Origin of the sequence: Natronorubrum daqingense, from assembly GCF_001971705.1 — an archaeon.
Lineage (GTDB): Archaea > Halobacteriota > Halobacteria > Halobacteriales > Natrialbaceae > Natronorubrum > Natronorubrum daqingense.
Genome location: NZ_CP019327.1, coordinates 1,045,599 through 1,068,556 on the forward strand (window position 1 = coordinate 1,045,599; position 22,958 = coordinate 1,068,556).

A 22,958-nucleotide genomic window follows, 5' to 3' on the forward strand; every position below is an offset into this window, starting at 1 on the left:
ACAGACAGTCATTTACCCCGAGCGACGGTAGGGAAGCGCATGCAGTCACTGTCCACCGACGACGGAACGACCGTCTACGTGTCACAGACGGATGGCGACCGCGGTTCGAAGGGACCGTTTCTCGTGGCTTACGAGTCTCGAGCGGCTGACAGTCGATACGGCTGGTACTGTTCGAACTGCGAGAGCTTCGACAACGCGATGGATTCGATGGGCCGAATCAAGTGCAATCAGTGTGGGAACTTCCGCAAACCGACCGAGTGGGACGCCGCCCACGAGTAACCGCGTTCGACTCACGAGACTCGTCTCCAGTTACCGATTCTCGTGCTCAGTTTTCCGTCGCGAAAACCGCCCTCCATCGACGACGTAGAGGTGACGTCCACCCACTAAATTGACCGATTCCGTCGTGGTTTATCCACCGCTACTCGGAGATTCTGTCGACAACCCGAACTTACCTCGAATTCTCGTGTCGGACCAACACTTATGGTGTATGCCAACAACTGTCTATACGAATGGGTCCTGTTAACATGCGACTCGTCGAGCAGGCCAGGTCGATATTCGCTGAACTCGGATACAGCGTCGAAGGAAACGGCCCGACGTTCCGCGCCGAACGCGAATGGAAGGTCGTCCACGTCAACACCGTCCTCGAGACAGCAGAACTGTCGGACGAATCCGGACAGTTCCACTGTTATGTTGCACAACCTGAGGACGTAGACGAACTCGAGACCGAACTTCGGCGTCGCAGCCCTGAATACGAGTGGGCCATCATCGTCGTCGACGGTGACGACTATCAGGTCGAACGTGCCCCGCCGGGCCCGCACGCGACTGCCTAACGATCACGGCCTTATTTTATTGAACCCACCTTCCGGAAGCGCAGCGACTGCGTCGTTACTTGAGTGCGTTTCGCGTCGCAGAGACACCTGCACCGGGGTCGACGTCCGCACCCATCGACTCGAGGACGTCACCCAGCGCCGTCACGACGTAAATGACGTTTTCCGGGCGTGCGGAGTGTCCCATACAACCGATGCGGAATATTTCGCCGGCGAGGTCTCCCAACCCACCCGCGACCTCGAGGTCGTAGCGCTCGATGAGTTCCGAACAGACCGCTCCGTCGTCGATTCCGTCCGGAACGCGGACGGCGTTGAGACTCGGAAGCCAGTACTCCTCCGGCGCGTTCATCTCGAGACCCATTCCTTCTGCGCCCGCTTTCAACGCGCCGGCGAGTCGCTCATGGCGCGCCCAACGCTGCTCGATTCCCTCTTCGGCGACGAGTCGCAGCGCCTCGCGGATCGCGTAGACGTTCGTGATCGGTGCCGTGTGGTGGTACGCGCGTTCGTTCCCCCAGTATCCCTCGAGCAAGGAGAGATCGAGGTACCACGAGCGCGGATCTTCCTCGCGCGAGAGGACTTTGTCCATCGCCTCCTCAGAGAGCGTGAGCGGACTCGCGCCCGGTGGACAGGAGAGACACTTCTGTGGCCCCGCGTAGGCGACGTCGATGTCCCACTCGTCGACGCGGAGTTCGACGCCACCGATCGAGGTGACCGTGTCGGCGATCACGAGCGCGTCGTGGTCGTGGGCCGCCCCGGTAAGTTCGGGAACGTCGGGCTGGAGGACGCCCGTACTCGTCTCCGCGTGAACGAAGCCAAAGACATCGGGGTCGTGTTCTGCCAGCGCGTCGGAAACGTCTGCGGGCTCGAGGGGTTCGCCCCACGGCGCGTCGACCTCGACGACCTCGCCGCCGGCGCGACGCGCCATCGACGCCATTCGCCCGCCGAAGTAGCCGTTCGTCGGTACGAGCATGGTATCTCCTGGCTCGACGACGTTCCCGATGGCAGCTTCCATGGCCGCGGAGCCGGTTCCCGACACCGGGATCGTCCACTGATTGTCGGTTCTGAACGTGTAGCGAAGGAGTTCCTGCACCTCGTTCATGATCTCGACGAACGAGGGGTCAAGGTGGCCCACGAGCGGCGTGCTCATCGCTCGCAGCACGCGTGGATGGACATCGCTCGGCCCTGGGCCCATCAGCGTCCGATCCGGTGGCGTCAACTCGTCTATCTCCGCGACGTCTATCGCCTCGTCAGCATCTGACATGGTACCCTGTGGGAGCGGAACCCTCAAAAACGTTCACGCATCGCCACGGCACCCACACGCGAGTCCACACTGCATTTGGCGATTACAGTGCTGGAGCAGCGTGACTCTTGCTCACACGAGCCACATATTGAAGGCCGAGGACGGTGTACTCCAACAGGCGATGGTCTTTAAGAAAATTACCCTGATCGGAACCAGCACCGAAAGCTTCGACGACGCAGCCGACGACGCGATCACCCGCGCCGAAGAGACGCTCGAGAACGTCCACTGGGTCGAAGTCGACGAACTCGGCGTCGAAGTCGCGAGTGCGGACGACCGCGAGTATCAAGCGGAAGTGACCGTCGCGTTCAGACTCGAGGAGTGAGCACTCACTCCGTTTCCTTCCGTTTCGAGAGCGCAGTTTTGCGCGGCCACTCGTCGTCTCGAGAATCGGTGCCGAAAATGTATCCAGAAGAACGGACGGGAGGTGGCCGTCGTCGTTACGTTCGGAACGACTCTCCACAGCCACACTCGCTGACGACGTTCGGGTTCTCGACGTGGAACCCTTCTGCCTGGAGGCCACTTTCGTAGTCGAGGATACTTCCCTCGATGTATTTCAGGCTAGCCGGGTCGACGAAGACCCGAAGGTCGTGATGGTTGTAGATCGTATCGTCGTCGTCCGGTGAGTCGTCGAAACGCATCCCGTAGGAGAGGCCAGCACACCCACCCTGCTGGACGAAGAGGCGGAGTCCGGCTTCGGTCGCGTCGAGACCCTCACTGTCGAGTAGCGACAGCGCCTGTTCGGCTGCAATCTCCGTAACTTCGATCTCCGGGTGTGTCTTCGCATTGGCACCTTCCATGCTGTCCGTGCTCATGCGTATCCCTTCTGTCGCAACGATGTTAACTGTGACGCCATTCTCGGCCCGACACGCTCAGCAATCGATTCGAGGTACTCGACGTTACTCGCCGTACGTGTTCGCCCATTGCTGTACCGATTGGTAGTACGGACCGAACTGACGTTTGTCGTTTCGGGACAGCTCAATGTCGTACTCTGCTAGCAACTCGAGCATTCGTTTTGGCTCACACTCGTACCACATCGAGAGGAGTCGCACGTTCTTCTGTGCGTAATCGTAATTTCGCTCGAGCACCCGTCTATCGGTTGGATCGACCACTGGCTCGTTTTCACACTTCTGCCGTGGCATTATGCAGTTACCTACTACCTCGACGACCCTAAAACTAGGTTACAATCACACCCCGTTTCACTCGAGGCGATTTGCTTACTCCTCGAGTCGCTTTCGGACGCTCTCCGCGTGAGCCTCGAGCCCTTCTGCCGCTGCGAGGGTCGTAACCGTCTCGCTGATATCCGTAAGTCCCTCTCGAGAGAGTCGTTGGACCGTCGTCGACCGGAGGAAGGTCTCGGTCGAAAGCCCGCCCGTCACGCGCGCGCCGCCGTTCGTCGGGAGGACGTGGTTCGTCCCGCTCGCGTAATCTCCTGCAGCGACCGGTGTGTTCGGTCCGAGAAAGACGCTCCCCGCGCTGTCGATTCGCTCGAGGACTGCCTCGTCGTCGTCAGCCATAATCGAGAGGTGTTCGGGGGCGTACTCCTCGGTAAAGAGAATCGCCTCGCTCATCGATCTGGCCACGAGGATACCACTGGCGTCGTTCTCGAGGGCGTCTCGAATTACATCCTCGCGCTCGCGCGCGCTAGCCTGCTCGTCGACTGCAGTCTGAATTGCAGTAGCGAGGTCTTCGTCGGCTGTGACTGCGACGACGGAGGCGTTCGGGTCGTGTTCGGCCTGTGCGACTAGTTCCGCGGCGACGAGTTCGGGATCTGCCGTCTCGTCTGCGACGACGACGATCTCGCTCGGTCCAGCGAGGAAGTCGATTTCGACGTCACCGCGTACCACGGCTTTCGCCGCCGTGACCCACTTGTTCCCCGGGCCAACGATTTTCTGTACGCGCGTGATGGATTCCGTCCCGTAAGCGAGACCGGCGATTGCCTGCGCGCCACCGACGCTGTACACTGCATCTGCGCCTGCGACGTGGATCGCTGCCAGCGTCACGGGGTTGAGTTCATCGGCTGGGGGCGTGACGACAGCAACGTGTTCGACACCGGCGACGACCGCCGGAACCACGCCCATGATCGCACTCGAGGGATACGCAGCGGATCCACCGGGCACGTAGACACCGACGCGATCGATCGGTCGGAACCGACGCCCAAGCTCTCGACCAGGACTCGCTTCTTCTCGCCAGTCCGCTGGTAACTGGGTTTCGTGGAACGCTCTCACGTTACTCGCGGCCGTTTCGATTGCCTCTCGAAGATCTGGCTCGAGTCCATCGTACGCGCGCTCGCACGCGTCAGTTATTTCGATGTTTCCGAGTTCGACGTCGTCGAACTCGCTCGTGAACTCCCGGACGGCAACGTCGCCTTCCTCGCGCACGCGAGAGACGATCGCTTCCACGTCACCGCTGATCGCCTCGATTCCGGCGTCCCGCTCGAAAAACGCATTACGGTCTGCCGGACCGAGGTCGGCAAGTGACCGCACAAGTGCTGTCATACCCACGCATTCGGTCGGTGTGCGAAAAACGGTTTCCTTCCGGTGACGTCTCGCTCGAGGCGAGTTACACAGAATCCACTTCGGGAACGATTACGCGTCCGGATTTTCGACTTCCCAGATCCCGACGGCGTCAAGCGTCGCCCTGATGAATAAATAGACGACGATGCAAAACCCAACGAGCGCGAACGGTGCTTGTAGCATCTCAGCGATACCCCGACCGAGCGCGAGCTGGCTGAACCCACGAACGAAAAAGCTCAAGATGACGAGTCCGATCCCGATTACGGCGAGCTTGACGAATCCCTCTCGGTCCATGTCTCACTTATCGCTCGCTCGCCGCTAAATCGTATCGGTCGCCGACTCTCGCACGCTGGCACCTTACGCTTCCACCTCCATCTTCCGTACTTTCTATTCGACCCGTACGATTCACCGGGCTCTCGCACCGTCACTGTCGAGCGCCAACATCTCCGTCCTGGGCTCGGTGCGAACTCCACAACGAACGCGAATTCCCGACCGAAAGTGAATACAGGTGCTCCATAACTATCCATCGTCCACCGTACGCCCAACGTATGTGGCCATGGGAACACGCTATCGTTGGATATCTCGCCTACTCGCTGTTCTGTCACACGGTCTATCGCGATTCTCCCGGCGGACTCGAGGCGTTCGCCGTCGTCTTCGCTTCTGTCCTCCCGGATCTCATCGATAAACCACTCGCCTGGGAGTACGGCATCTTCGACAGTGGGTACGCGCTCGGCCACTCGATCTTTTTCGCGGTGGCCCTGTCTCTCTTCGTCGGAATCGTTGCGCACTCGCTCGGCCGCCCGCGGACTGGCCTCGCGTTTGGCCTCGGGTATCTCCTTCACCTCCCGTCCGATGTCGTCGACGCGTACGTCCGCGAAGGGGTCTATCAACCCGAACTGATGTTTTGGCCCGTCGAGACAACTGGCTCACACGGCCACAGCCGGAACTTCCTCGAGCAGTTCTTCCAACTGTTCTCCCAGTATCAGGCGGAATTGCTCGCGGGCGACCTCTCGACATACATGTGGATCCAGATTGGGATGGCTTCTAGTGCCGCATTACTCTGGCTCTACGATGGTGCACCGGTCCTTCGGGAGGTTCTCGTCGGAAGTTTTCGATTCGTTCGTACTCTCGTTTCACCCGAAACCCCGACCGAGACTCCATCTGAACGGAAGTAACGATACCGTACGGATACACTGATTCGGATTACCTAACGGCACTGCCTAACGTGGGCCAGACGCGACTCGAGACGACGGCCTTATGTGTACACCCGACTTTCGAAAGTAATGCGAACGACGTGGCGTACTTCGTCGCGTCCCCTCCGGCCGTTTCCCGGCACGGAGGTAGGTATAGTATCCCGCCCTCGTCTTGACGATACGGATCGCTCCGAAGCGTCGGATGGGAGTTCGGATTCTCCGTGATACACTTCGACGATCGACGTCGGAGACGACGCCCTTATATGTGGTCGTCGTCTATTATTGTATACGCGGAATCCTCCGTTGGATGTGGTTTCCGACGGTGGATTTGATCCGACGCCCTTATATGTACGAGGTCGTTTGGATACTAACGTGATCGGCGAGGCGCTTGACGTCTCGTCGGATCGGATCGCTCCGGTTCGAAGGGGTTATGTACCTCGGATGGCTTAGGAGTAGATCCGAAGGAAATGAGAATCCTACCCCTGCGGTCCGCCGTATAGATGGGATTTGATGTTAGCCTTGGTAGTTCGGTGTCGCTTGATCGGTCGACGATCTGGGGGACATCGAACGTGGACCCATGTGTGAGTGTGTATCTTGGATACGACATTCACCGCCAAATTTAGCCCTCCCAGCCCATTGGGGCTGGGAGTTAGATATAGCATTCCGGTTGATCCTGCCGGAGGTCATTGCTATTGGAGTCCGATTTAGCCATGCTAGTTGCACGAGTTCAGACTCGTAGCAGATAGCTCAGTAACACGTGGCCAAACTACCCTATGGATCCGAATAACCTCGGGAAACTGAGGCTAATGCGGAATACCGCTCGCTGCCTGGAAGTGGCGCGAGCGCGAAACGTTCAGGCGCCATAGGATGTGGCTGCGGCCGATTAGGTAGACGGTGGGGTAACGGCCCACCGTGCCGATAATCGGTACGGGTTGTGAGAGCAAGAGCCCGGAGACGGTATCTGAGACAAGATACCGGGCCCTACGGGGCGCAGCAGGCGCGAAACCTTTACACTGCACGCGAGTGCGATAAGGGGACTCCGAGTGCGAGGGCATATAGTCCTCGCTTTTCACCACCGTAAGGTGGTGGTGGAATAAGTGCTGGGCAAGACCGGTGCCAGCCGCCGCGGTAATACCGGCAGCACGAGTGATGACCGCTATTATTGGGCCTAAAGCGTCCGTAGCTGGCCGCACAAGTCTATCGGGAAATCTGCGTGCTTAACGCGCAGGCGTCCGGTGGAAACTGTGTGGCTTGGGACCGGAAGATCCAGAGGGTACGTCTGGGGTAGGAGTGAAATCCCGTAATCCTGGACGGACCGCCGGTGGCGAAAGCGCTCTGGAAGGACGGATCCGACGGTGAGGGACGAAAGCTCGGGTCACGAACCGGATTAGATACCCGGGTAGTCCGAGCTGTAAACGATGTCTGCTAGGTGTGACACTGGCTACGAGCCAGTGTTGTGCCGTAGGGAAGCCGTGAAGCAGACCGCCTGGGAAGTACGTCCGCAAGGATGAAACTTAAAGGAATTGGCGGGGGAGCACTACAACCGGAGGAGCCTGCGGTTTAATTGGACTCAACGCCGGACATCTCACCAGCATCGACAACGTGCCGTGAAGGTCAGTGTGATGAGCTTACTGGAGCCGTTGAGAGGAGGTGCATGGCCGCCGTCAGCTCGTACCGTGAGGCGTCCTGTTAAGTCAGGCAACGAGCGAGACCCGCACTCCTAATTGCCAGCAACACCCTTGTGGTGGTTGGGTACATTAGGAGGACTGCCAGTGCCAAACTGGAGGAAGGAACGGGCAACGGTAGGTCAGTATGCCCCGAATGTGCTGGGCGACACGCGGGCTACAATGGCCACGACAGTGGGATGCAACCCCGAAAGGGGGCGCTAATCTCCGAAACGTGGTCGTAGTTCGGATTGAGGGCTGAAACTCGCCCTCATGAAGCTGGATTCGGTAGTAATCGCGCCTCAGAAGGGCGCGGTGAATACGTCCCTGCTCCTTGCACACACCGCCCGTCAAAGCACCCGAGTGAGGTCCGGATGAGGCCCCTGTACGGGGGTCGAATCTGGGCTTCGCAAGGGGGCTTAAGTCGTAACAAGGTAGCCGTAGGGGAATCTGCGGCTGGATCACCTCCACAGACCGGGACTGGGGCGTTGCCCCAGCCCAGAAGTCGTGACGGTTATCCGTCACGCAGTTCACGTTCGATCGCCCACCGTTAGGCCGATCGAGCACCTCAGAACTACCAAGGCTAACAGTCATCTCGTGTCCACCATCGAGTGGTGGACGTGGGCCCATAGCTCAGTGGTAGAGTGCCTCCTTTGCAAGGAGGATGCCCAGGGTTCGAATCCCTGTGGGTCCATGACTCGGAGTCAATCACGGATCGTGTCTCTTAAGTGGGAGACGGCCCGAGGATTGAATCCGAAGCAGAACCGATGCACCAGCCCGCGCAAGTGTGGCTGGGAAGGGTCAATGCAGGCCGGCCGTCTACCGGCGTGCAGATGAGACCGTGTGTACGTGTAGTCCAGGCGTCCACTGGACCCGTTCCCGGGTCACTTAACGATTACATCTTTGATGTAATCCCGATCCGATGAACGTGGCTACTGTGCCAGCTGGTGGATCGCTCGGCTTGAGAGCTGAAGACGGACGTGCCAAGCTGCGATAAGCCTGAGGGACCCGCACGGAGGGAAAGAACTCAGGATTTCCGAATGGGAATCCCCACCGCAATTGCTTCGCGCAATGGGGAACGCCGAGAACTGAAACATCTCAGTATCGGCAGGAAAAGAAAACGTAATGTGATGTCGTTAGTACTGGCGAAGGAACGCGATGTAGTCCAAACCGAAGCCTTCGGGCAATGTGGTGTTCGGACTGACGATCACTTTCAGAAGATCTGCAGGAAGTCTCTTGGAATAGAGCACGAGACAGGGTGACAGTCCCGTAGTGTAGATTAGTATGAGACGAGTCAGCTCCAGAGTATCGGGGGTTGGATATCCCTCGTGAATATCCCAGGCATCGACTGGGAAGACTAAACACTCCTCAAGACCGATAGCGAACAAGTAGTGTGAACGAACGCTGAAAAGTACCCCCAGAAGGGAGGTGCAATAGGGCGTGAAATCAGTTGGCGATAGAGCGACGGGGCACACAAGGTCCTGTGAGTAATGAATCAGGTGCGAACCTGTAGTAAGCATCACGGGAAGCCGGTGTTCCGTCGTACGTTTTGAAAAACGAACCAGAGAGTGTGCCTGATTGACGAGTCTAACCCGGGTATCGGGGAAGGCGTAGGGAAACCGACATGGCCGCAGTGCTTTGCACAAGGGCCGCCGTGTTCAAGCGCGGGGAGTCAATCGGGCACGACCCGAAACCGGACGATCTAGGCATGGGCAAGGTGAAGCGTGGCGAAAGCCACGTGGAGGCCTGTTAGCGTTGGTGTCCTACAATACCCTCGCGTGACCTATGTCTAGGGGTGAAAGGCCCATCGAGTCCGGAAACAGCTGGTTCCAACCGAAACATGTCGAAGCATGACCTCTGCCGAGATAGTTCGTGGGGTAGAGCAACGGATTGGGGGATCGCACTCCGAGAGGAGTGTGCCCCCCTGTCCAACTCCGAACCTACGAACGTCGTTTGACGCAGGGAGTCCGGTGCGCGGGGTAAGCCTGTGTACCGTGAGGGAGACAACCCAGAGCTGGGTTAAGGTCCCCAAGTGTGGACTAAGTGCGATCGAAGGTGGTCTCAAGCCCTAGACAGCCGGGAGGTGAGCTTAGAAGCAGCTACCCTCTAAGAAAAGCGTAACAGCTTACCGGCCGAGGTTTGAGGCGCCCAAAATGATCGGGGCTCAAGTCCACCACCGAGACCTAGCGGCACTCTTGACGGAGTGATCCTGTAGGTTGGCGTACTGTTCGGGCGGAAGCACGGCCGAGAGGTCGTGTGGACCGTGCAGTAACGAAAATTCTGGTCATAGTAGCAGCGTGAGTCGGGTGAGATCCTCGACGGCCAAACGAGTAAGGGTTCCTCAGCAATGCTGATCAGCTGAGGGTTAGCCGGTCCTAAGTCAGCCCGTAAGTCGAAGCTGACAACAGGGAAGTAGGTTAATATTCCTACGCCAGTGTGCACTCAAAGCCGACGCTTTGGGGCCGCCTCTACCGGGTTTTCGCCCGGTCGAACAGTCGAAGATCGTGGAAGCCGTAATGGCAGGAAGCGATCGAATGGCTGGATAGCGAAAGAGAGGTCAACCTAGAGCCCGTGAAAAGGTAAGCACACAGTCCGTACCGAGATCCGACACAGGTACTCGTGGCAGCGAAAGCCAAGGTCTGTCGGGAATAACCGACGTTAGGGAATTCGGCAAGTTAGTCCCGTACGTTCGCAATAAGGGATGCCTGCCTCGGAAAGAGGCAGGTCGCAGTGACTCGGGCGCTCCGACTGTCTAGTAACAACATAGGTGACCGCAAATCCGCAAGGACTCGTACGGTCACTGAATCCTGCCCAGTGCGGGTATCTGAACACCCCTTACAAGGGGACGAAGGACCCGTTAACGGCGGGGGTAACTATGACCCTCTTAAGGTAGCGTAGTACCTTGCCGCTTCAGTAGCGGCTTGCATGAATGGATCAACGAGAGCGCCACTGTCCCAACGTTGGGCCCGGTGAACTGTACGTTCCAGTGCGGAGTCTGGAGACCCCCAAGGGGAAGCGAAGACCCTATAGAGCTTTACTGCAGGCTGTCACTGAGACGTGGTCGCCATTGTGCAGCATAGGTAGGAGGCGTTACACAGGTAGCCGCGCTAGCGGCTCACCGAGCCAGCATTGAAATACTACCCGATGGTGACTGCGACTCTCACTCCTGGCGGAGGACACTGGTAGCCGGGCAGTTTGACTGGGGCGGTACGCGCTTGAAAAGATATCGAGCGCGCCCCAAGATTTCCTCACCCGCGTCGGAGACGCGGGAAAGAGCGCAAGAGCATACGGAAGTCTGACAGTGTCCGGCACAACGACGGACGCTGACGCGAAAGCGTGGTCTAGCGAACCAATTAGGCTGCTTGATGCGGCCAATTGCTGACAGAAAAGCTACCTTAGGGATAACAGAGTCGTCACCCGCAAGAGCACATATCGACCGGGTGGCTTGCTACCTCGATGTCGGTTCCCTCCATCCTGCCTGTGCAGAAGCAGGCAAGGGTGAGGTTGTTCGCCTATTAAAGGAGGTCGTGAGCTGGGTTTAGACCGTCGTGAGACAGGTCGGCTGCTATCTATTGGGGGTGTTACGGTATCTGACGGGAACGTTCGTATAGTACGAGAGGAACTACGAATGGGTGCCACTCGTGTACCAGCTGTCCGAGAGGGCACGTGCTGGGCAGCGACGCACCACGGGGTAAGAGCTGAACGCATCTAAGCTCGAAACCCACCTGGAAAAGAGATACCACTGAGATCACTCGTAGAAGACGAGTTCGATAGACTCGGGGTGTACGCGCCAAGGCAACGAGGCGTTGAGCCCGCGAGCACTAATCGATCGAGCCACACAGTCATACATTATCGCATTGGATCCGTGACGCGGTGAACGGGTCCGGACGCAAACTGGACTACACATACACACGGTCGGAGACCACCGATTACGGTTTAGCGACGGTTCGAGTCCGTCGATCGGCGTTACGGCGGCCAGAGCGACGAGGTGCCTCCCGTACCCATCCCGAACACGGAAGATAAGCTCGTCTGCGTATCGGCACGTACTGGAGTGCGCGAGCCTCTGGGATCCCCGATTCGCCGCCTTCACTCATACTTCAAAGCCGACTCCTTCGCGGGGGTCGGCTTTTTTCATGTATTGCAGAGCAACGGTGCTGTTGCTCTGTGAAATCACTCTCGAGAGTGGATACACAGTTCGTTCGCGAATCGAATACACACGGAGAAACGGTGGCTGATTCGACTACCAATTCGGTAGTCACTCTTGAATGTTAAAGAGTGTCACCCGGAACACTAACGTCCAGCCTCATCCCGTGGCGGCATGCCGCGTCAGCTGGCTAACCCTCGTGCCGGGCGGAGGAGTAACAATTCTCCTCAGCGGGTGGGCACTGCCCACCGAGTGTATCGCGTGCCCGGGTTCGCCGTACTGTCATCGCACCCGAATGGGTAGACTCGGACGGGGACTAAAGGCACGCAGTCGTACTAACGTCTTCCACCGTTTAACCCTTGCTGCGCGCGTCGAGTGGACGCGGTAATGCGTTATTCTTCGCGCTCGTCGGGATCGTTGTACGTTTGCGGTGCCGGTTCTGGAGCAACGACCTCGCCATCACCCGGCTGCTCTGGAACGTACGTGAATTGACCGTTGCTATCTGGCGAGTCGCCTTCCGTCCAGGGAAGTCCAGGGTCAGGCTGTGGCTCGCGGCGGGTGGAGATGAACGTGTAGTTGTAGTCCTGATTTTCTTCCTCCTGTGGGAAACTCGCTGGTACGGGAACTGGGTCGTCGAGGGCCTCGAGTGCTTCGAGCCATTGATTTTGGTGCATCGTATCGCGGGCGATGAGGTAGGAGAGCATTTCCTCCATGCCGGGATCGTCGGTGAGTTCGTACAGCCGTGTCGCGAGCAGTCTGCCAGTCGATTCAGCCATAACGTTCGCGTAGAGGTCGGCTGCGAGGTTTCCGGAGGCGACGATGGTCCCGGCGTCGAACGGGACGCCGTTGCTGTCGATTGGCATAGCCGACTGTCCGGCGGATAACAGGTGACGTGGTGTCTGACCGGTCATCGATGCGGCCATGGCAGCGTGTTCTCTGGCTTCGTATGCCTCTTCGAGGAGGTCGTCGGGTGCGCCCCGAAGGTGTTCTGTGACGGCGCTCGCGAGCATTTCGATGTGACCGAGTTCTTCAGTTGCGGTCTCGAGCAAGAGGTTTCTAAACTGTTCGTGTTCTGGCGGGAGCGCCCAAGCTTGGAACATGTATTGCATTGCGACGCGAATCTCTCCTTCGGCACCGCCGATAGCCTGTTGGAGGAGTTTTGCGAAGTGCGGATCCGGTTCGTCGACGGTGACTTCGAATTGCAGTTCTGGTTCGTGAAAGAACATCCAGTAAAGTCACTGCAGCGAGGTGGGTAATGGTGGTACTTGCCTCTGCTCTGTCGGGGGAGAGGCGTTGTAAGGTCATGGCGAAGCACTATCCCAGTATTGCTGGTGGAGGTGCTGTATGCAACAGGAGGTAATTGGGCCACCGTCACGGCGCAGAGTGTTGAAATATGGACTCCTCTCGACAATCGGTTTCTCGGTATCGAGTGGTATGGGTAGTGCGACGGTCGAGACGCCCGATGAAGTGTCTGAAACGGCGGAACCGACGCGAGGTGTGATGTTTCCGTATCAGTGCGTTCCCGGTGGACGGGGGACAATTACTGACGCTCTCGAGTGGCATCCACGGAGTCTCGAGGGGGCGTATCGAACCTACGTACTGTCTTATCAGTCCACACCGTCGTATCAGGTGTATCTGTTCGTCGATACTACTGATGGAGTCGCCGAAATACATCGCGGCGATGGAAACGACGACGGTCCCTTCGAGGTTGGAGCAGACGTCTCAGTTGGTCGGATACACGGGTCGCCGTCCGGGACGAAACGCAGTTTCGTTACCGTTGATCTCGAGGACGTTACTGATCACTCGGTTGACTCCAGCATGTAACGCGTCGGGTGTGTGTCTGTCTATGACTATCGACTCTCGTCGGAGCGGACTGTATTCCGTGTGAGTTGGTCTCGGCGAGGTGATTCGGAACACGTCGAAAAAGCGCGTGTTCGTCGTTCCGATCTGGTTAGTAGACGTAGTCGTCTTCCCGAAGTTGCACGTAGTTGCCGTTGCGGTACTCGAACTTTTTCTTCTTGTAGAGGAGGAGTATCTTCGAGGCGCTCACACCAGCGGAGTAGCGGTTGCTGATGAGGGCCTTCGACCCATTGTCGCCTTGCATTTTGGTGACAGTGTCGAATGCCCAGTCCCAGTCGTCGGGGCCGTAGTCTTTGACGATGTCGGCGAACGCGACGTTTCGAAGGATTTCCTCACCGATTGCGCGCTTCCAGATGTCGTTGTAGTGCTCGAGTGAGTCGGTCGCGGCGAGTCGGCCGGCGATTTTCCCGGTTCGGACGGCCACGTGGTATCCACCTTCGTGGAACGCGGAGGTCGTTCCCATTGCGCCGCCAGCGACGGCAATGTTCGCGCCGACGGGTGACTCGATCGGACGGGTCGAGGAGATGGGGTAGGTTTCGGTCCCCTTCGATTTCCCGCGGTCTTCGACGATCGGAATGTCCTCCTCGATGTCGTACTCGTCACCGTACTCGAGTTCGAGCAGGCGTTCGATGTACTCAGAGCCGGTGGGGAGTTGGTCGTCGGTTGGCTCGAGGAGTTTGTAGGAGCCAGGATTCTCGACGTCCTCGAGTGTCATGCCGATGGGCATCGTGAGACCGACGCGTGCGACCGTGCCGTCGTTGGGGAATACCCACGGATAAGCGGTTTCGCCGGGCATGTACCCCCACCAGAATTTGAGGGTGTCTTCGAACTCTGCGAAGAGTTCGTCGGGAAACTCTCGGTACTCCTGGTAAGCGATATGATTCGCTTCGGGGGGTGAGAGCAACTCGGAAATGGAGCGTCCCGGCGTCGTAAACTGATCGAGGGCGTCGAGCGTGATCCGACGCTGGGGACCGTCGGCGAGAACGACGTACTGTGCGTCGAGTTGCTCGCCACTCGAGAGGGTGAGCGTGTGCGTTGGCCCCTCTGAACTCGTGGCGCGGAGGTCGGTTTCGAGGTCTTTGACGCTCGTTCCAACCCGGAGGTCGGCACCGGCGTCCTCGGCGCGTTCGTAGAGCCAGTCGTCCATCCGTGCACGGTGGAAGGTGTATCCGAATTTCGAGTAACTGGCGTCGATCCCGGTCGTCGTCATCTCGAGGGAACTGTCGGGACCGACGAATTCGGTCGCCTCGAGTTCTCGGTGTACGATGTGGTCGGGGATCTCTTCGTACTCGAAATCCATGATGTCGATCCAGTAGTCGAGCATCCCGGCGGCGTCGGTCGAGTCGGGACCGAGCTCGTCGCGGTCTTCCCGCGGGACGCCTTGCTCGAAAAGGACCGTCTCGGCGCCGTGGGCAGCGGCCCGTTCGGCTGCGGATGCGCCCGCGGGGCCGCCACCGACGATCGCGACGTCAACGCGTTCCATACTCCGTTTGGACTCAGTCGCCCGTATTAAACTGCGTGAATTTCGTATCAGAGACCAAGGCCGCTCGAGATTGCTGGTCGAGGGGGAGCAAACTCGAGTACGGAGTAGGAGGTCTGGGAGACGAACGTTTTTGATTCGGCCGACCGAGGCACCGAGTATGAGCGAGTCAGACACGGCCGAACTCCTCGTCCTTCGTCGGGGCGCACACGGAATGCCGATCGAATCGTACGCGGATGCGCTCCGCACGCGGCTTCCGGAGTGGGACGTAACCCTTGCCCGGACACCCACCGCAGAACGTGACTTGATCGAGGATGCTCGATTCGTCACCGGAATGATGCTCGACGAGGAGTTACTCGAGCACGCACGCTCGCTCGAGGTGTTCGGGTGTGCGTACGCGGGGACTGGCCATCTTCCGCTCACGGAGCTCGACGAGCGGGACGTGACGGTCACGAACGCGTCGGGTGTACACGGGCCGAACATCGGCGAACACGTCCTCGGTGCGATCCTTCGATTCGCGCGTCGCTTCCACGTTGGGGCTCGTCGACAGGAACGTCGAGAGTGGCGTCACTACAAGACCCACGAATTGCAGGACTCGACGGTGACAATCGTCGGATTGGGTGCGATCGGACGGGCCGTGTGCGAGCGTCTCGAGGCGTTTGGCGTCGAAACTGTTGGGGTACGCTACTCGCCGGAGAAGGGCGGGCCGACGGACGAAGTGATTGGATTCGACGACGAGGAGTTCGAAGATGCACTGGCACGAACCGAGTACCTCGTTCTCGCGTGTCCGCTCACGGAGACGACTCGCGGGGTTATCGATCGAGAAGCGCTCGTGACGATCGATCCGAACGCGGTTCTCGTCAACGTCGCGCGAGGGCCGGTCGTCGAGACGGATGCGTTGCTCACGGCCCTTCGGTCTGGATGGATACGCGGGGCAGCACTCGACGTTACCGATCCCGAACCGCTGCCAGAAGCCCATCCGCTGTGGACGTTCTCGAACGTCCAGATCACGCCACACAACGCGGGCCACACGCCGAAGTACTACGACCGACTCGCAGATATCGTCGCGGAGAACGCCAGTCGGTTCCGAGCCGATCCGAACGCGGAACTCGAGAATCAGATCGACTCGTAGCTGGCGTGGTCACGACGGCGTTCGGTCCCAATTGTGTCGACTGCAGTTTTTTCACGGTGACGTTCGTACAGCAGGTATGGTAAAACCGAGCGGGGCTGCTCGACCGAATTCGAGCGTTGATTCGAGCGTATTGCATCGAGTGGGGAGAGTGCGATGACACTCTCGTTCGACGGGACGGTTATCGTTCCCGCGGCAGATCCGGACGACGGGGAACGGACGGCGACGTCACTCGCCCCACATCTCACTGCCTCGAGTAAGGTAATCGTCGTCAACGTCGTCGAAAAATCGGGGGGCGGAATCGACAAGGCTCCGGTCGCACAGCGCGAGGAACACGCCGAAGACATCTTCAGGCGCACCCGGTCCCCGCTCGAGCAAACGGACGCGACGGTCGAAACGGCGGTCCTCTACGGGACGGATATCGTCGAGCGGGTGTTCACCGAAGCAGGGGACCGGAACGCCGATGCCGTGGTGTTCGTTCCGCGAGCGGGAAATCGTCTCGCGGAATTACTTACCGGCGACGTTGCCCGACGAATGGTCAAGGAAGCGTCGGTCCCAGTCGTTGCACTGCCCCAGACTGACGTCTAAGCGAGGCGAGTGCAGTTTTGACGGTACTGTGGTTTCTTCGTCGAACTCGAGTTCGGGGATTACTGGTTGTTGTATTCGTTCCCAGTCGTTGCTTCGACAGTTTCCGCTCGCGCAAGTAGTGACTCACTCGCCGGACCCGGCGTGACGGTGTTCGCGTCGATATCGAAGTCAACCGCATCGGCGGCTTCTAATTTTGGAATGTGAAGGTGCCGAAGTGAAAGCATGACGCGACGGCGAGTGCCCAACAGTGCGTCGCCGTAGTCTGCAATCGTACTGCGGTCTTCGTCGTGTTCCGTGATCGCGACGTGGTCTGCCAGTTCTTCGAGCGAAATCGGTTCGTCGGCCTCTTCGAGATACTGAAGAACGTAGTGCCGGCGGCGGTTTGCGAGGACGTCCAGCGATCGTGAACTGCTGTCGGTTGCAGCCGCGTCCGTCGAAGCGGACCCCGTAATTGGCGTCAACGATTCGGGGTCGGAGATTGCGGGAAGCATATCCTGTCGTTGGGAGTGAGTACACTAGTACACGCCGCCAAAGTGAACAGGTGGCTCTCGAGAGTCAGTGTCGGAAACTGACTGCTTTAGATGAGGCCGTTCTCGAGGAGGAGTTCGCCGTTCAGGACGCTCGCGCCGGCAGCGCCGCGAATCGTGTTGTGGGCGAGGCAGTTGTACTGGAGGCCAAACGGCGTTTCCTGCAGGCCGCCTGCGCCAATGGCCATGCCGTCGCCGAGCGTTCGGTCCATTCGTGGCTGGGGTCGGTCCGGTTCGTCGAACACGTGGATGAGCGGGTCGGGCGAGGAGCGAAGGTCGAGCGACGGGTACGCCTCCATCGCCGATGCAGCCGCTTCGGTACTCAGGTCGTCTTCGGTTTCGACCCAGACGTTCTCGAGGTGACCGTCTATCGTCGGGATGCGGTTACACGACGCCGAGACGTCCATCTGGTTGTGGCTGAGTTCGGCCCCGTCGAACGATCCGAGCAGTTTTCGAGATTCGGTCTCGAGTTTGTCCTCCTCGCTGCCGATGTGGGGAATCGCATTGTCGATGATCTCCATCGAGGAGACGCCGTCGTAGCCCGCGCCGGAGACGGCCTGCAGGGTGGAGACGTGAACTTTCTCGAGGCCGTACTCTGCCAGAGCGGCGAGCGTGGGGACGAAGGTGATCGTCGAGCAGTTGGGGTTCTTGACCATCGCACCGTCCCAACCGCGCTCGTCTCGCTGGACCTCGAGGAGGTCGAGGTGGTCGGCGTTGACTTCGGGGATGACGAGTGGAATGTCGTCGGCCATGCGCCCATTCGAGGAGTTCGAAGAGACGACGTAGCCGTCTTCACAGAAGCCGGGTTCGACTTCGGCACCGACGCTCGAGGGGAGCGAGGAGAACAACAGGTCGACGTCGTTTGGAACCTCGTCTGGATCCGTCGCGGTGACGGTCATCTCGGCGACGTCGCTGGGGATCGGGCTGTCGACACGCCACTTCGCGGCCTGTCGGTACGTCTTGCCAGCGCTCGAGTCACTTGCGGTCAATGCGGCGATTTCGAACTCCGGGTGGGGTTCGAGAAGCTGAATTAGTCGCTGTCCAACGGCACCGGTTGCGCCGAGGACGCCAACTCGTACTGCCATTTTCCCGGACTCGGGGTTGTGTCCGCAAAACCGTTTGGGTTTTCGTCTCACGTGTCGGCGTCACGAACCGGTGGTACAACGGCGTTGACGGTCGTAGCTCGAGATCAAATAGTGATCAGAGACTTTCAGACCGACCGATACGAGTGCGTCGGTAGTGGGCGGCCATAGAAGAGGTTAAGAAACCCGAGTGGAATGTAGTACCCATGTACGTCCAACAGGTTCGATTCGCATCGAACGCGGGGTGGTCCAAGTGACGAGTTCGACCGCTAACTCGAGCGGCGTCGGTCCGTTCGATACTCGTTTCCAGACAGGCGCTGCGGCACTCTCCGGAGTGTTCTTCCTGGTTGCGCTCGCCATCGGCTGGCTCGGGTACGACGGCGCAGAGCTTCTGGGTACCGAACTCAACGTGGTTTCGGGCGCAGCAGGTCTCATGGTCCTCAGTTTCTTCGGCGTCGTCTCGCTCGTCGTCGCAACGTACATGGAACCCGGATTCGACCACTGAGACGCCCACTATCTTCGCAGCGTTCGCTTCACTTCTGACTTGGAGACATCAACTTCGCAGTCCAAACGCTCGTCCACGCACCGACGGCTCCCGTGGCTCGTCGTCGTCGAACTCGAGGAAAATACTCGCTTACGCCGTCGCCGTCTGGGAACTCTTCTTTCGGGTGACGTAGCCTGCGATCCGGTTACGGACCCCTTTGGACTCGACGGTGGTGAGTTCGGTGACGCTGTCTTTGTTCTGTTCGAAGTCGGTCGTGAACGCCTCCGGGTACCGTTCCAAGAGGAGGTTCCCGGTCTTCTTGACGTAGGCCGGTTTGATTGCCATAGCAGTTGGTTCCGTCCAGAGGCTCTTAATCCCTTTCTCTTTCTCTTCGTCTCTGGAGACCAGACTGCCCGTAGCGAGCCGTCCGTGTTCCGTTTTGCACTCGAGTCGACCGGCGTCGACTACTGAGAAGATCGAACGTCCCGAATTCGCGTTGAATCAGGCACCGTGGCCGGAGGCGGAGTGGGAGTCCGGTTTGGACGGCTGTTCGGTTGGACCGTCCTCGTCGTCGTCAGCCTTGCTGATGAGTTCCTGGAATCGCTCCGAGCGTCCGGCGATGCGATCCATCGTCTCGCTGTCCGGTTCCGTGTCTCGAGATTCGACGAGGAACGTGGTAATCACGACGGTCTTCACCCACGGCTTGAGGAAGCCGGTGTAGATGGTGAGAAACACGCCACCAACGAGGACCCAGCTCACCGCCTCGAGCGTCGTCGAGAGCCCGCTCAACACGGTTGCGAGTGGCGTGAGGGTGAGCAAGAGGACGAACGCGGTGGCGTACATGCCGAGGACGATGAGCATGGTGGAACCGAGGACGGGTTTCCAGTGTTTGCCATAGAGGACGACGCCGTCTCGAGCCGACCGCCACGGATTCTCCTCGTCGCTGACGAACATGTGTGCGATGATCGCTTCGTCGATGTAGGAGGCAGCGATGGCGATTGCCTTTCCGACGAATTGGATTAGCTGTTTTAGTGCAGGAACGACGCTAAATAGCCCCGAAAACGACACGACGGCGTCGTTGAACTGTTTGACGACGGCTTTGATGACCTGATCGACGGCAAAGAGGGCGCTCGCTTCCGTAAATCGCTCGCTCACCTGTGATTTGCCGTATCGAAGCTGATCGTCGGGAACGTCACCGGTTTCGACGACGTGGGCGATGACGGCGATGTGGGCCGCTTTGACGAGATAGAGGACGTACCTGCTCAACAGCCGCCAGAACCACGCGAACGCGCCGAGTGCGACGAGTAAGCCGACGACTGCGATCCATCCGGAGATCGTTCCGCCCTCGAGAAGGTGGTAGCCGACGTAGAACACGCCGCCGAAGTAGAGGATACTGAGAACGCCGAGGAGGAGGCCGATACCCAATCTGAGGAGGACGAACGGGAGCGTTTTCGCGTAGATGCGTGTCGCCTGTCTGAAGTGGAGTACCATGTGGCCCTGCTTGGCCCCTCGTTCCTATTTAAAATCATTCACAGTCGGCCTCGAGAGGAACCGACGCTGGTCGGGGCAGTCGCTGTCCCGGCGGAGAAATCGACTCACCACTCCGTGTGCTCGCGGACGCGTTCGAGCGCGTCTTTCTCTCGTCGACTCCCCGCCCGGTCGACGACGGAGGCGACGTACTCGAGTCGCTCGCGGAGGGTCTCCTCGTCGTAGCCGGGAACGCCGAGTCGGGACGCCACGACGGTGGCTTCGACGACGGCTGCGAAGCCGCGGTCAATCGTCGGCACCGTTTTCGATTCGATCCCTGCCTCGACCGGGGAGAGTCGCCACGTTTCCCACTCGGTTCCGTCGCTCGTTCCAGCGTCGGTTTGCTCGACGGAGACGTGTGCCCACGCGTGCGCACACTCGAGAACTGGCTCTTCGCGTTCGACGATCGAGAGCGCGGCGTCCGCGAAGACGACGGGGTCGTCGACGAATACGACGTAGCCTTCTCCCTGTCGGTGAAAGTTCCGACGCGTTCGAGTATTACCCCACGTCCGTGCCGTGATTGGCGCGCCTTCGGCTTCGTCGTCAGCGAACAGCCCGAGTGCGGCGAAATTCCACAGCCCGTTTGGTCCAAGCGTCGAGACGATGGATTCGGTGACCCCGGAGAGGTGGAGTGGCCACACTGTGGATTCTCGCGTCGGCGCGTCTGGGTCGGAGTGGGACGCGTCGTCGCTCATACGCTGATCGCCTCGCGCTCGAGCGCGATGAAGAGCCCTGCGGCCGTCACGTCCGCCGTCGTGCCCGGGTTGATCCCGCGGGAGACGAGGTCGTCTGCGAAGGCTTCGAGTGCGTCGGGGTCCGACTCGAGGCCGTCGTCCGCGAGCAACTGCGCCGCGCGTTCGGAGACGCTTGTGGCGACGTCCTCACCGCGGCGATTCGCGACGAGGGTATCAGGCCGCTCGGCGAGCAACTCCAGAAAAACGTCAGCGGTGCGTTTCGATAGCGGCTCTGTTTCGTCGGTGTCGGCGAGGCGCTCCGCAGCGCCAAACGACCGCTCAAAATCGGTGAGCCACTCTCGAGCGACGTCGTCTCCGGGCACGCTCCGTTCCATCACGTCGAAGAGGGTCAGCTCCCGTTCCTCGAGTGCCGGAATCGCGTCGCTTCCGCGACGAACGTCGAGTGGCTCCATGTCTGCCGGCGGTTCGTCGACGAAGACGTCGACGTGGTCGAACGCGCGATAGAAGCCGGCCGCGTCCGCGACGGTCGTGTTCTCGCAGACGCTCGAAACGGTCGCTCGAGTCAGGTCGTCTCGAGCGGCCCGGACCAGCGGGGTGAGCAACAAGAGCGCGCCGAACTGCGTGTTGTCCCCGCCCTGGGCAGCCATCCCTTTGACGGCACGCTCGAAGGCCGTCCCGACCGGCTCGCCGTCGGCTGCGAGGTCGAGCCCCGTTCGTGCGCCCACGGCACCCGCGAGGAAGTGTTCGAACCGCAACTCCTCGAGGTCGCGATGTCGGTCGACGTTGCCCGGCTTGGGCGTTCCTGCGACCTCGAGGAGGAGTGCCAGTTCAGCCTGTTGCGCTGGCGTTCGCATGTCACCAGCTACGAATCGGGCGGGTTAATGACTGTGCATTTCGGGCAGTTTTAGCGGTAGATTCGCTGGAAGGCTTCACGATACTCGAGCAACCCGAGTCGGGCCCGTCGTCTCGAGGAGAATCCGAAGCCGACCGCGGGACAATCGTCCGTCTGGCACTCCCAGCGAAACGTCTGTGAGTGTGGATCTCTGCTAACCGGGACGTCTTCGTCACACCGGGGGCAGCGCCATCCCCAGCGAGTGTCGACTGCGTGCTCGTCTCTCCGACGCATACTCTCGTCTCGAGGTTAGCCTCGGGCCTGAAAAGGGACCGTCTACACGACTGGACGCTTTATAGGTGAGGCGACGACGAGTCCTGACTGGTCTGCTCGACGACGGCGTCGTGGACGCGCTCGAGGACGACCGGGTTGTCACTCGGTCGGCCGACGCTGACCGCGTCCGCGCCGTACTCCGCGTACTCGTTGACGGTCGCCTCGTCTCGGACGCCGTTATTGGCGACGACGAACAGATCCGTCTCCGCCACGATATCGCGGACGATCGACTCGGTGTCCATCGCGTCGACGTGGACGAACGACGCGCCGGCGGACTCGAGGGCGACAGCGAGCGCGGGGAGGTCGACTCCCGACACTTCCGCTCGAACTTTCACGCCGACAGTGACACCGGTTTCGGCCGCCGCTTCGACGTACGTGCGGAGTCGCTCGTCGTCTCGCAGCAGCGATTCGCCACAGCCGACCGCACAGAGTTCGTCCTGTCTGCAGTGGGCGTTGATCTCGAGGAGCGCGTCTCGATCCCGACAGATGCGAGCCGCGTCCGGGATCGGGTCGACGGTCGCACTCCGCACGTTGAATCCCGGTTGAAGGTCGACGTCCTCGAGCGCGGCGAGTTGGGCGTCGATGAAGGCGAGGGGATCGTCCGGGAGGAACTCGGTTCGGTCCCTGTCGACGAGCGCTCTGGCCGCGTCTCGAGCGTCCTCGTCGAGTGCGATACCCCCGAGGAACGCCCCGCCGGCGAACTCGGCTCCGGCTTCGGCCCAGGCCGCGTCGGATTCGCCGCTGAGACTCGCGAGGGCGAGTGGTGGTGAGAACATCGCC

Annotated in this window: 23 protein-coding genes, 1 tRNA gene and 3 rRNA genes; 12 read left to right on the forward strand and 15 right to left on the reverse strand. The window is 59.8% G+C overall.

What is annotated here, in order from left to right; genetic code table 11:
• Positions 1–39 precede the first annotated feature (39 nt).
• Together BB347_RS05105 and BB347_RS05110 are read left to right on the forward strand one after the other, a co-directional pair.
• Positions 40–279: a DUF5816 domain-containing protein gene (locus BB347_RS05105; protein ID WP_076577756.1), complete on the forward strand. Its 240-nt coding sequence runs from the start codon at positions 40–42 to the stop codon at positions 277–279.
• A gap of 245 nt (positions 280–524) precedes the next feature.
• Positions 525–830: a DUF7116 family protein gene (locus BB347_RS05110; RefSeq protein WP_076577754.1), complete on the forward strand. Its 306-nt coding sequence runs from the start codon at positions 525–527 to the stop codon at positions 828–830.
• A gap of 55 nt (positions 831–885) precedes the next feature.
• On the opposite strand, the gene BB347_RS05115 is transcribed toward BB347_RS05110, so the two are convergent.
• Positions 886–2,088: a pyridoxal-phosphate-dependent aminotransferase family protein gene (locus tag BB347_RS05115; RefSeq protein ID WP_076577752.1), complete on the reverse strand. Its 1,203-nt coding sequence runs from the start codon at positions 2,086–2,088 to the stop codon at positions 886–888.
• Between the two features lie 160 nt (positions 2,089–2,248).
• Between BB347_RS05115 and BB347_RS05120 the strand changes: the two genes are divergently transcribed.
• Positions 2,249–2,449 carry a dodecin gene (locus tag BB347_RS05120; RefSeq protein ID WP_076580085.1) on the forward strand — a complete coding sequence of 67 codons (201 nt, stop codon included), beginning with the start codon at positions 2,249–2,251 and terminating at the stop codon, positions 2,447–2,449.
• A gap of 115 nt (positions 2,450–2,564) precedes the next feature.
• Here BB347_RS05120 and BB347_RS05125 read toward each other — a convergent pair whose 3' ends face one another.
• The 4 genes from BB347_RS05125 to BB347_RS05140 all read right to left on the reverse strand — a co-directional run bounded on the left by BB347_RS05125 (position 2,565) and on the right by BB347_RS05140 (position 4,934).
• Positions 2,565–2,939 carry a HesB/IscA family protein gene (locus tag BB347_RS05125; RefSeq protein WP_076577750.1) on the reverse strand — a complete coding sequence of 125 codons (375 nt, stop codon included), beginning with the start codon at positions 2,937–2,939 and terminating at the stop codon, positions 2,565–2,567.
• A gap of 84 nt (positions 2,940–3,023) precedes the next feature.
• A complete protein-coding gene (locus BB347_RS05130) occupies positions 3,024–3,266 on the reverse strand; it encodes a hypothetical protein (RefSeq protein WP_076577748.1) in 243 nt (80 codons plus the stop codon).
• Between the two features lie 75 nt (positions 3,267–3,341).
• Entirely contained in the window at positions 3,342–4,622 is a 1,281-nt protein-coding gene (gene hisD / locus BB347_RS05135; RefSeq protein ID WP_076577746.1) for a histidinol dehydrogenase, read from the reverse strand.
• A gap of 90 nt (positions 4,623–4,712) precedes the next feature.
• The gene (locus BB347_RS05140) at positions 4,713–4,934 is read right to left on the reverse strand and encodes a hypothetical protein (RefSeq protein ID WP_076577744.1); all 222 of its coding nucleotides are present in this window, start codon (positions 4,932–4,934) and stop codon (positions 4,713–4,715) included.
• Positions 4,935–5,188: 254 nt separating this feature from the next.
• Here BB347_RS05140 and BB347_RS05145 point away from each other — a divergent pair, with 254 nt between their 5' ends.
• The 5 genes from BB347_RS05145 to rrf all read left to right on the forward strand — a co-directional run bounded on the left by BB347_RS05145 (position 5,189) and on the right by rrf (position 11,586).
• A complete protein-coding gene (locus tag BB347_RS05145) occupies positions 5,189–5,815 on the forward strand; it encodes a metal-dependent hydrolase (RefSeq protein WP_076577742.1) in 627 nt (208 codons plus the stop codon).
• Positions 5,816–6,493: 678 nt separating this feature from the next.
• Positions 6,494–7,967: ribosomal RNA gene (locus BB347_RS05150) — 16S ribosomal RNA — on the forward strand.
• Positions 7,968–8,119: 152 nt separating this feature from the next.
• Positions 8,120–8,191, forward strand: a tRNA-Ala gene (locus BB347_RS05155).
• 229 nt (positions 8,192–8,420) lie between these two features.
• Positions 8,421–11,340 (forward strand): 23S ribosomal RNA (locus BB347_RS05160).
• A gap of 124 nt (positions 11,341–11,464) precedes the next feature.
• A 5S ribosomal RNA gene (rrf, locus tag BB347_RS05165) occupies positions 11,465–11,586 on the forward strand.
• Together the 16S, 23S and 5S rRNA genes with 1 tRNA gene alongside form the textbook arrangement of a ribosomal RNA operon.
• Before the next feature lie 447 nt (positions 11,587–12,033).
• Here the strand turns inward: rrf and BB347_RS05170 are convergent.
• Positions 12,034–12,867: a manganese catalase family protein gene (locus BB347_RS05170; RefSeq protein ID WP_076581759.1), complete on the reverse strand. Its 834-nt coding sequence runs from the start codon at positions 12,865–12,867 to the stop codon at positions 12,034–12,036.
• 208 nt (positions 12,868–13,075) lie between these two features.
• Between BB347_RS05170 and BB347_RS05175 the strand changes: the two genes are divergently transcribed.
• Positions 13,076–13,465, forward strand: coding sequence for a hypothetical protein (locus tag BB347_RS05175; RefSeq protein ID WP_076581761.1), 390 nt, complete (start codon positions 13,076–13,078; stop codon positions 13,463–13,465).
• 127 nt (positions 13,466–13,592) lie between these two features.
• Here the strand turns inward: BB347_RS05175 and BB347_RS05180 are convergent, their stop codons facing one another.
• Entirely contained in the window at positions 13,593–14,984 is a 1,392-nt protein-coding gene (locus BB347_RS05180; RefSeq protein ID WP_076581763.1) for an NAD(P)/FAD-dependent oxidoreductase, read from the reverse strand.
• A gap of 157 nt (positions 14,985–15,141) precedes the next feature.
• Here BB347_RS05180 and BB347_RS05185 point away from each other — a divergent pair, with 157 nt between their 5' ends.
• Positions 15,142–16,113, forward strand: a complete 972-nt coding sequence (locus BB347_RS05185; RefSeq protein ID WP_170872005.1) for a D-2-hydroxyacid dehydrogenase — start codon at positions 15,142–15,144, stop codon at positions 16,111–16,113.
• Positions 16,114–16,266: 153 nt separating this feature from the next.
• A complete protein-coding gene (locus tag BB347_RS05190; protein WP_076581766.1) occupies positions 16,267–16,698 on the forward strand; it encodes a universal stress protein in 432 nt (143 codons plus the stop codon).
• A 59-nt stretch (positions 16,699–16,757) separates the two neighbouring features.
• On the opposite strand, the gene BB347_RS05195 is transcribed toward BB347_RS05190, so the two are convergent.
• Both BB347_RS05195 and asd read right to left on the reverse strand, forming a co-directional pair.
• Positions 16,758–17,189, reverse strand: coding sequence for a DUF7344 domain-containing protein (locus BB347_RS05195; RefSeq protein WP_076581767.1), 432 nt, complete (start codon positions 17,187–17,189; stop codon positions 16,758–16,760).
• An 86-nt stretch (positions 17,190–17,275) separates the two neighbouring features.
• A complete protein-coding gene (gene asd, locus BB347_RS05200) occupies positions 17,276–18,310 on the reverse strand; it encodes an aspartate-semialdehyde dehydrogenase (RefSeq protein ID WP_076581769.1) in 1,035 nt (344 codons plus the stop codon).
• A gap of 250 nt (positions 18,311–18,560) precedes the next feature.
• Here asd and BB347_RS05205 point away from each other — a divergent pair, with 250 nt between their 5' ends.
• Positions 18,561–18,812 (forward strand): hypothetical protein, encoded by a 252-nt coding sequence (locus BB347_RS05205; RefSeq protein ID WP_076581770.1) that lies wholly within the window; start codon positions 18,561–18,563, stop codon positions 18,810–18,812.
• A 129-nt stretch (positions 18,813–18,941) separates the two neighbouring features.
• Here the strand turns inward: BB347_RS05205 and BB347_RS05210 are convergent, their stop codons facing one another.
• From BB347_RS05210 to BB347_RS05235, 6 genes are all read right to left on the reverse strand, one after another.
• On the reverse strand, positions 18,942–19,136 hold the full coding sequence (locus tag BB347_RS05210) for a 30S ribosomal protein S17e (RefSeq protein WP_076581772.1): 195 nt from the start codon (positions 19,134–19,136) through the stop codon (positions 18,942–18,944).
• 156 nt (positions 19,137–19,292) lie between these two features.
• Positions 19,293–20,282 carry a hypothetical protein gene (locus BB347_RS05215; protein WP_076581773.1) on the reverse strand — a complete coding sequence of 330 codons (990 nt, stop codon included), beginning with the start codon at positions 20,280–20,282 and terminating at the stop codon, positions 19,293–19,295.
• 104 nt (positions 20,283–20,386) lie between these two features.
• Positions 20,387–21,013 (reverse strand): DUF447 domain-containing protein, encoded by a 627-nt coding sequence (locus BB347_RS05220; protein ID WP_076581775.1) that lies wholly within the window; start codon positions 21,011–21,013, stop codon positions 20,387–20,389.
• Positions 21,010–21,867 (reverse strand): triphosphoribosyl-dephospho-CoA synthase, encoded by an 858-nt coding sequence (locus BB347_RS05225; protein WP_076581777.1) that lies wholly within the window; start codon positions 21,865–21,867, stop codon positions 21,010–21,012. Before BB347_RS05225 ends, BB347_RS05220 begins: the two co-directional genes overlap by 4 nt.
• A gap of 50 nt (positions 21,868–21,917) precedes the next feature.
• Positions 21,918–22,139: a hypothetical protein gene (locus tag BB347_RS05230; protein WP_076581779.1), complete on the reverse strand. Its 222-nt coding sequence runs from the start codon at positions 22,137–22,139 to the stop codon at positions 21,918–21,920.
• A 59-nt stretch (positions 22,140–22,198) separates the two neighbouring features.
• The gene (locus BB347_RS05235; RefSeq protein WP_076582479.1) at positions 22,199–22,954 is read right to left on the reverse strand and encodes a tRNA-dihydrouridine synthase; all 756 of its coding nucleotides are present in this window, start codon (positions 22,952–22,954) and stop codon (positions 22,199–22,201) included.
• Positions 22,955–22,958: the final 4 nt, after the last annotated feature.

Coding starts and splice junctions, on each gene's coding strand:
- BB347_RS05105 (WP_076577756.1), top strand. CDS start 40: ATGCAGTCACTGTCCACCGACGACGGAACGACCGTCTACGTGTCACAG.
- BB347_RS05110 (WP_076577754.1), top strand. CDS start 525: ATGCGACTCGTCGAGCAGGCCAGGTCGATATTCGCTGAACTCGGATAC.
- BB347_RS05115 (WP_076577752.1), bottom strand. CDS start 2,088: ATGTCAGATGCTGACGAGGCGATAGACGTCGCGGAGATAGACGAGTTG.
- BB347_RS05120 (WP_076580085.1), top strand. CDS start 2,249: ATGGTCTTTAAGAAAATTACCCTGATCGGAACCAGCACCGAAAGCTTC.
- BB347_RS05125 (WP_076577750.1), bottom strand. CDS start 2,939: ATGAGCACGGACAGCATGGAAGGTGCCAATGCGAAGACACACCCGGAG.
- BB347_RS05130 (WP_076577748.1), bottom strand. CDS start 3,266: ATGCCACGGCAGAAGTGTGAAAACGAGCCAGTGGTCGATCCAACCGAT.
- hisD (WP_076577746.1), bottom strand. CDS start 4,622: ATGACAGCACTTGTGCGGTCACTTGCCGACCTCGGTCCGGCAGACCGT.
- BB347_RS05140 (WP_076577744.1), bottom strand. CDS start 4,934: ATGGACCGAGAGGGATTCGTCAAGCTCGCCGTAATCGGGATCGGACTC.
- BB347_RS05145 (WP_076577742.1), top strand. CDS start 5,189: ATGTGGCCATGGGAACACGCTATCGTTGGATATCTCGCCTACTCGCTG.
- BB347_RS05170 (WP_076581759.1), bottom strand. CDS start 12,867: ATGTTCTTTCACGAACCAGAACTGCAATTCGAAGTCACCGTCGACGAA.
- BB347_RS05175 (WP_076581761.1), top strand. CDS start 13,076: ATGGGTAGTGCGACGGTCGAGACGCCCGATGAAGTGTCTGAAACGGCG.
- BB347_RS05180 (WP_076581763.1), bottom strand. CDS start 14,984: ATGGAACGCGTTGACGTCGCGATCGTCGGTGGCGGCCCCGCGGGCGCA.
- BB347_RS05185 (WP_170872005.1), top strand. CDS start 15,142: ATGAGCGAGTCAGACACGGCCGAACTCCTCGTCCTTCGTCGGGGCGCA.
- BB347_RS05190 (WP_076581766.1), top strand. CDS start 16,267: ATGACACTCTCGTTCGACGGGACGGTTATCGTTCCCGCGGCAGATCCG.
- BB347_RS05195 (WP_076581767.1), bottom strand. CDS start 17,189: ATGCTTCCCGCAATCTCCGACCCCGAATCGTTGACGCCAATTACGGGG.
- asd (WP_076581769.1), bottom strand. CDS start 18,310: ATGGCAGTACGAGTTGGCGTCCTCGGCGCAACCGGTGCCGTTGGACAG.
- BB347_RS05210 (WP_076581772.1), bottom strand. CDS start 19,136: ATGGCAATCAAACCGGCCTACGTCAAGAAGACCGGGAACCTCCTCTTG.
- BB347_RS05215 (WP_076581773.1), bottom strand. CDS start 20,282: ATGGTACTCCACTTCAGACAGGCGACACGCATCTACGCGAAAACGCTC.
- BB347_RS05220 (WP_076581775.1), bottom strand. CDS start 21,013: ATGAGCGACGACGCGTCCCACTCCGACCCAGACGCGCCGACGCGAGAA.
- BB347_RS05225 (WP_076581777.1), bottom strand. CDS start 21,867: ATGCGAACGCCAGCGCAACAGGCTGAACTGGCACTCCTCCTCGAGGTC.
- BB347_RS05230 (WP_076581779.1), bottom strand. CDS start 22,139: ATGCGTCGGAGAGACGAGCACGCAGTCGACACTCGCTGGGGATGGCGC.
- BB347_RS05235 (WP_076582479.1), bottom strand. CDS start 22,954: ATGTTCTCACCACCACTCGCCCTCGCGAGTCTCAGCGGCGAATCCGAC.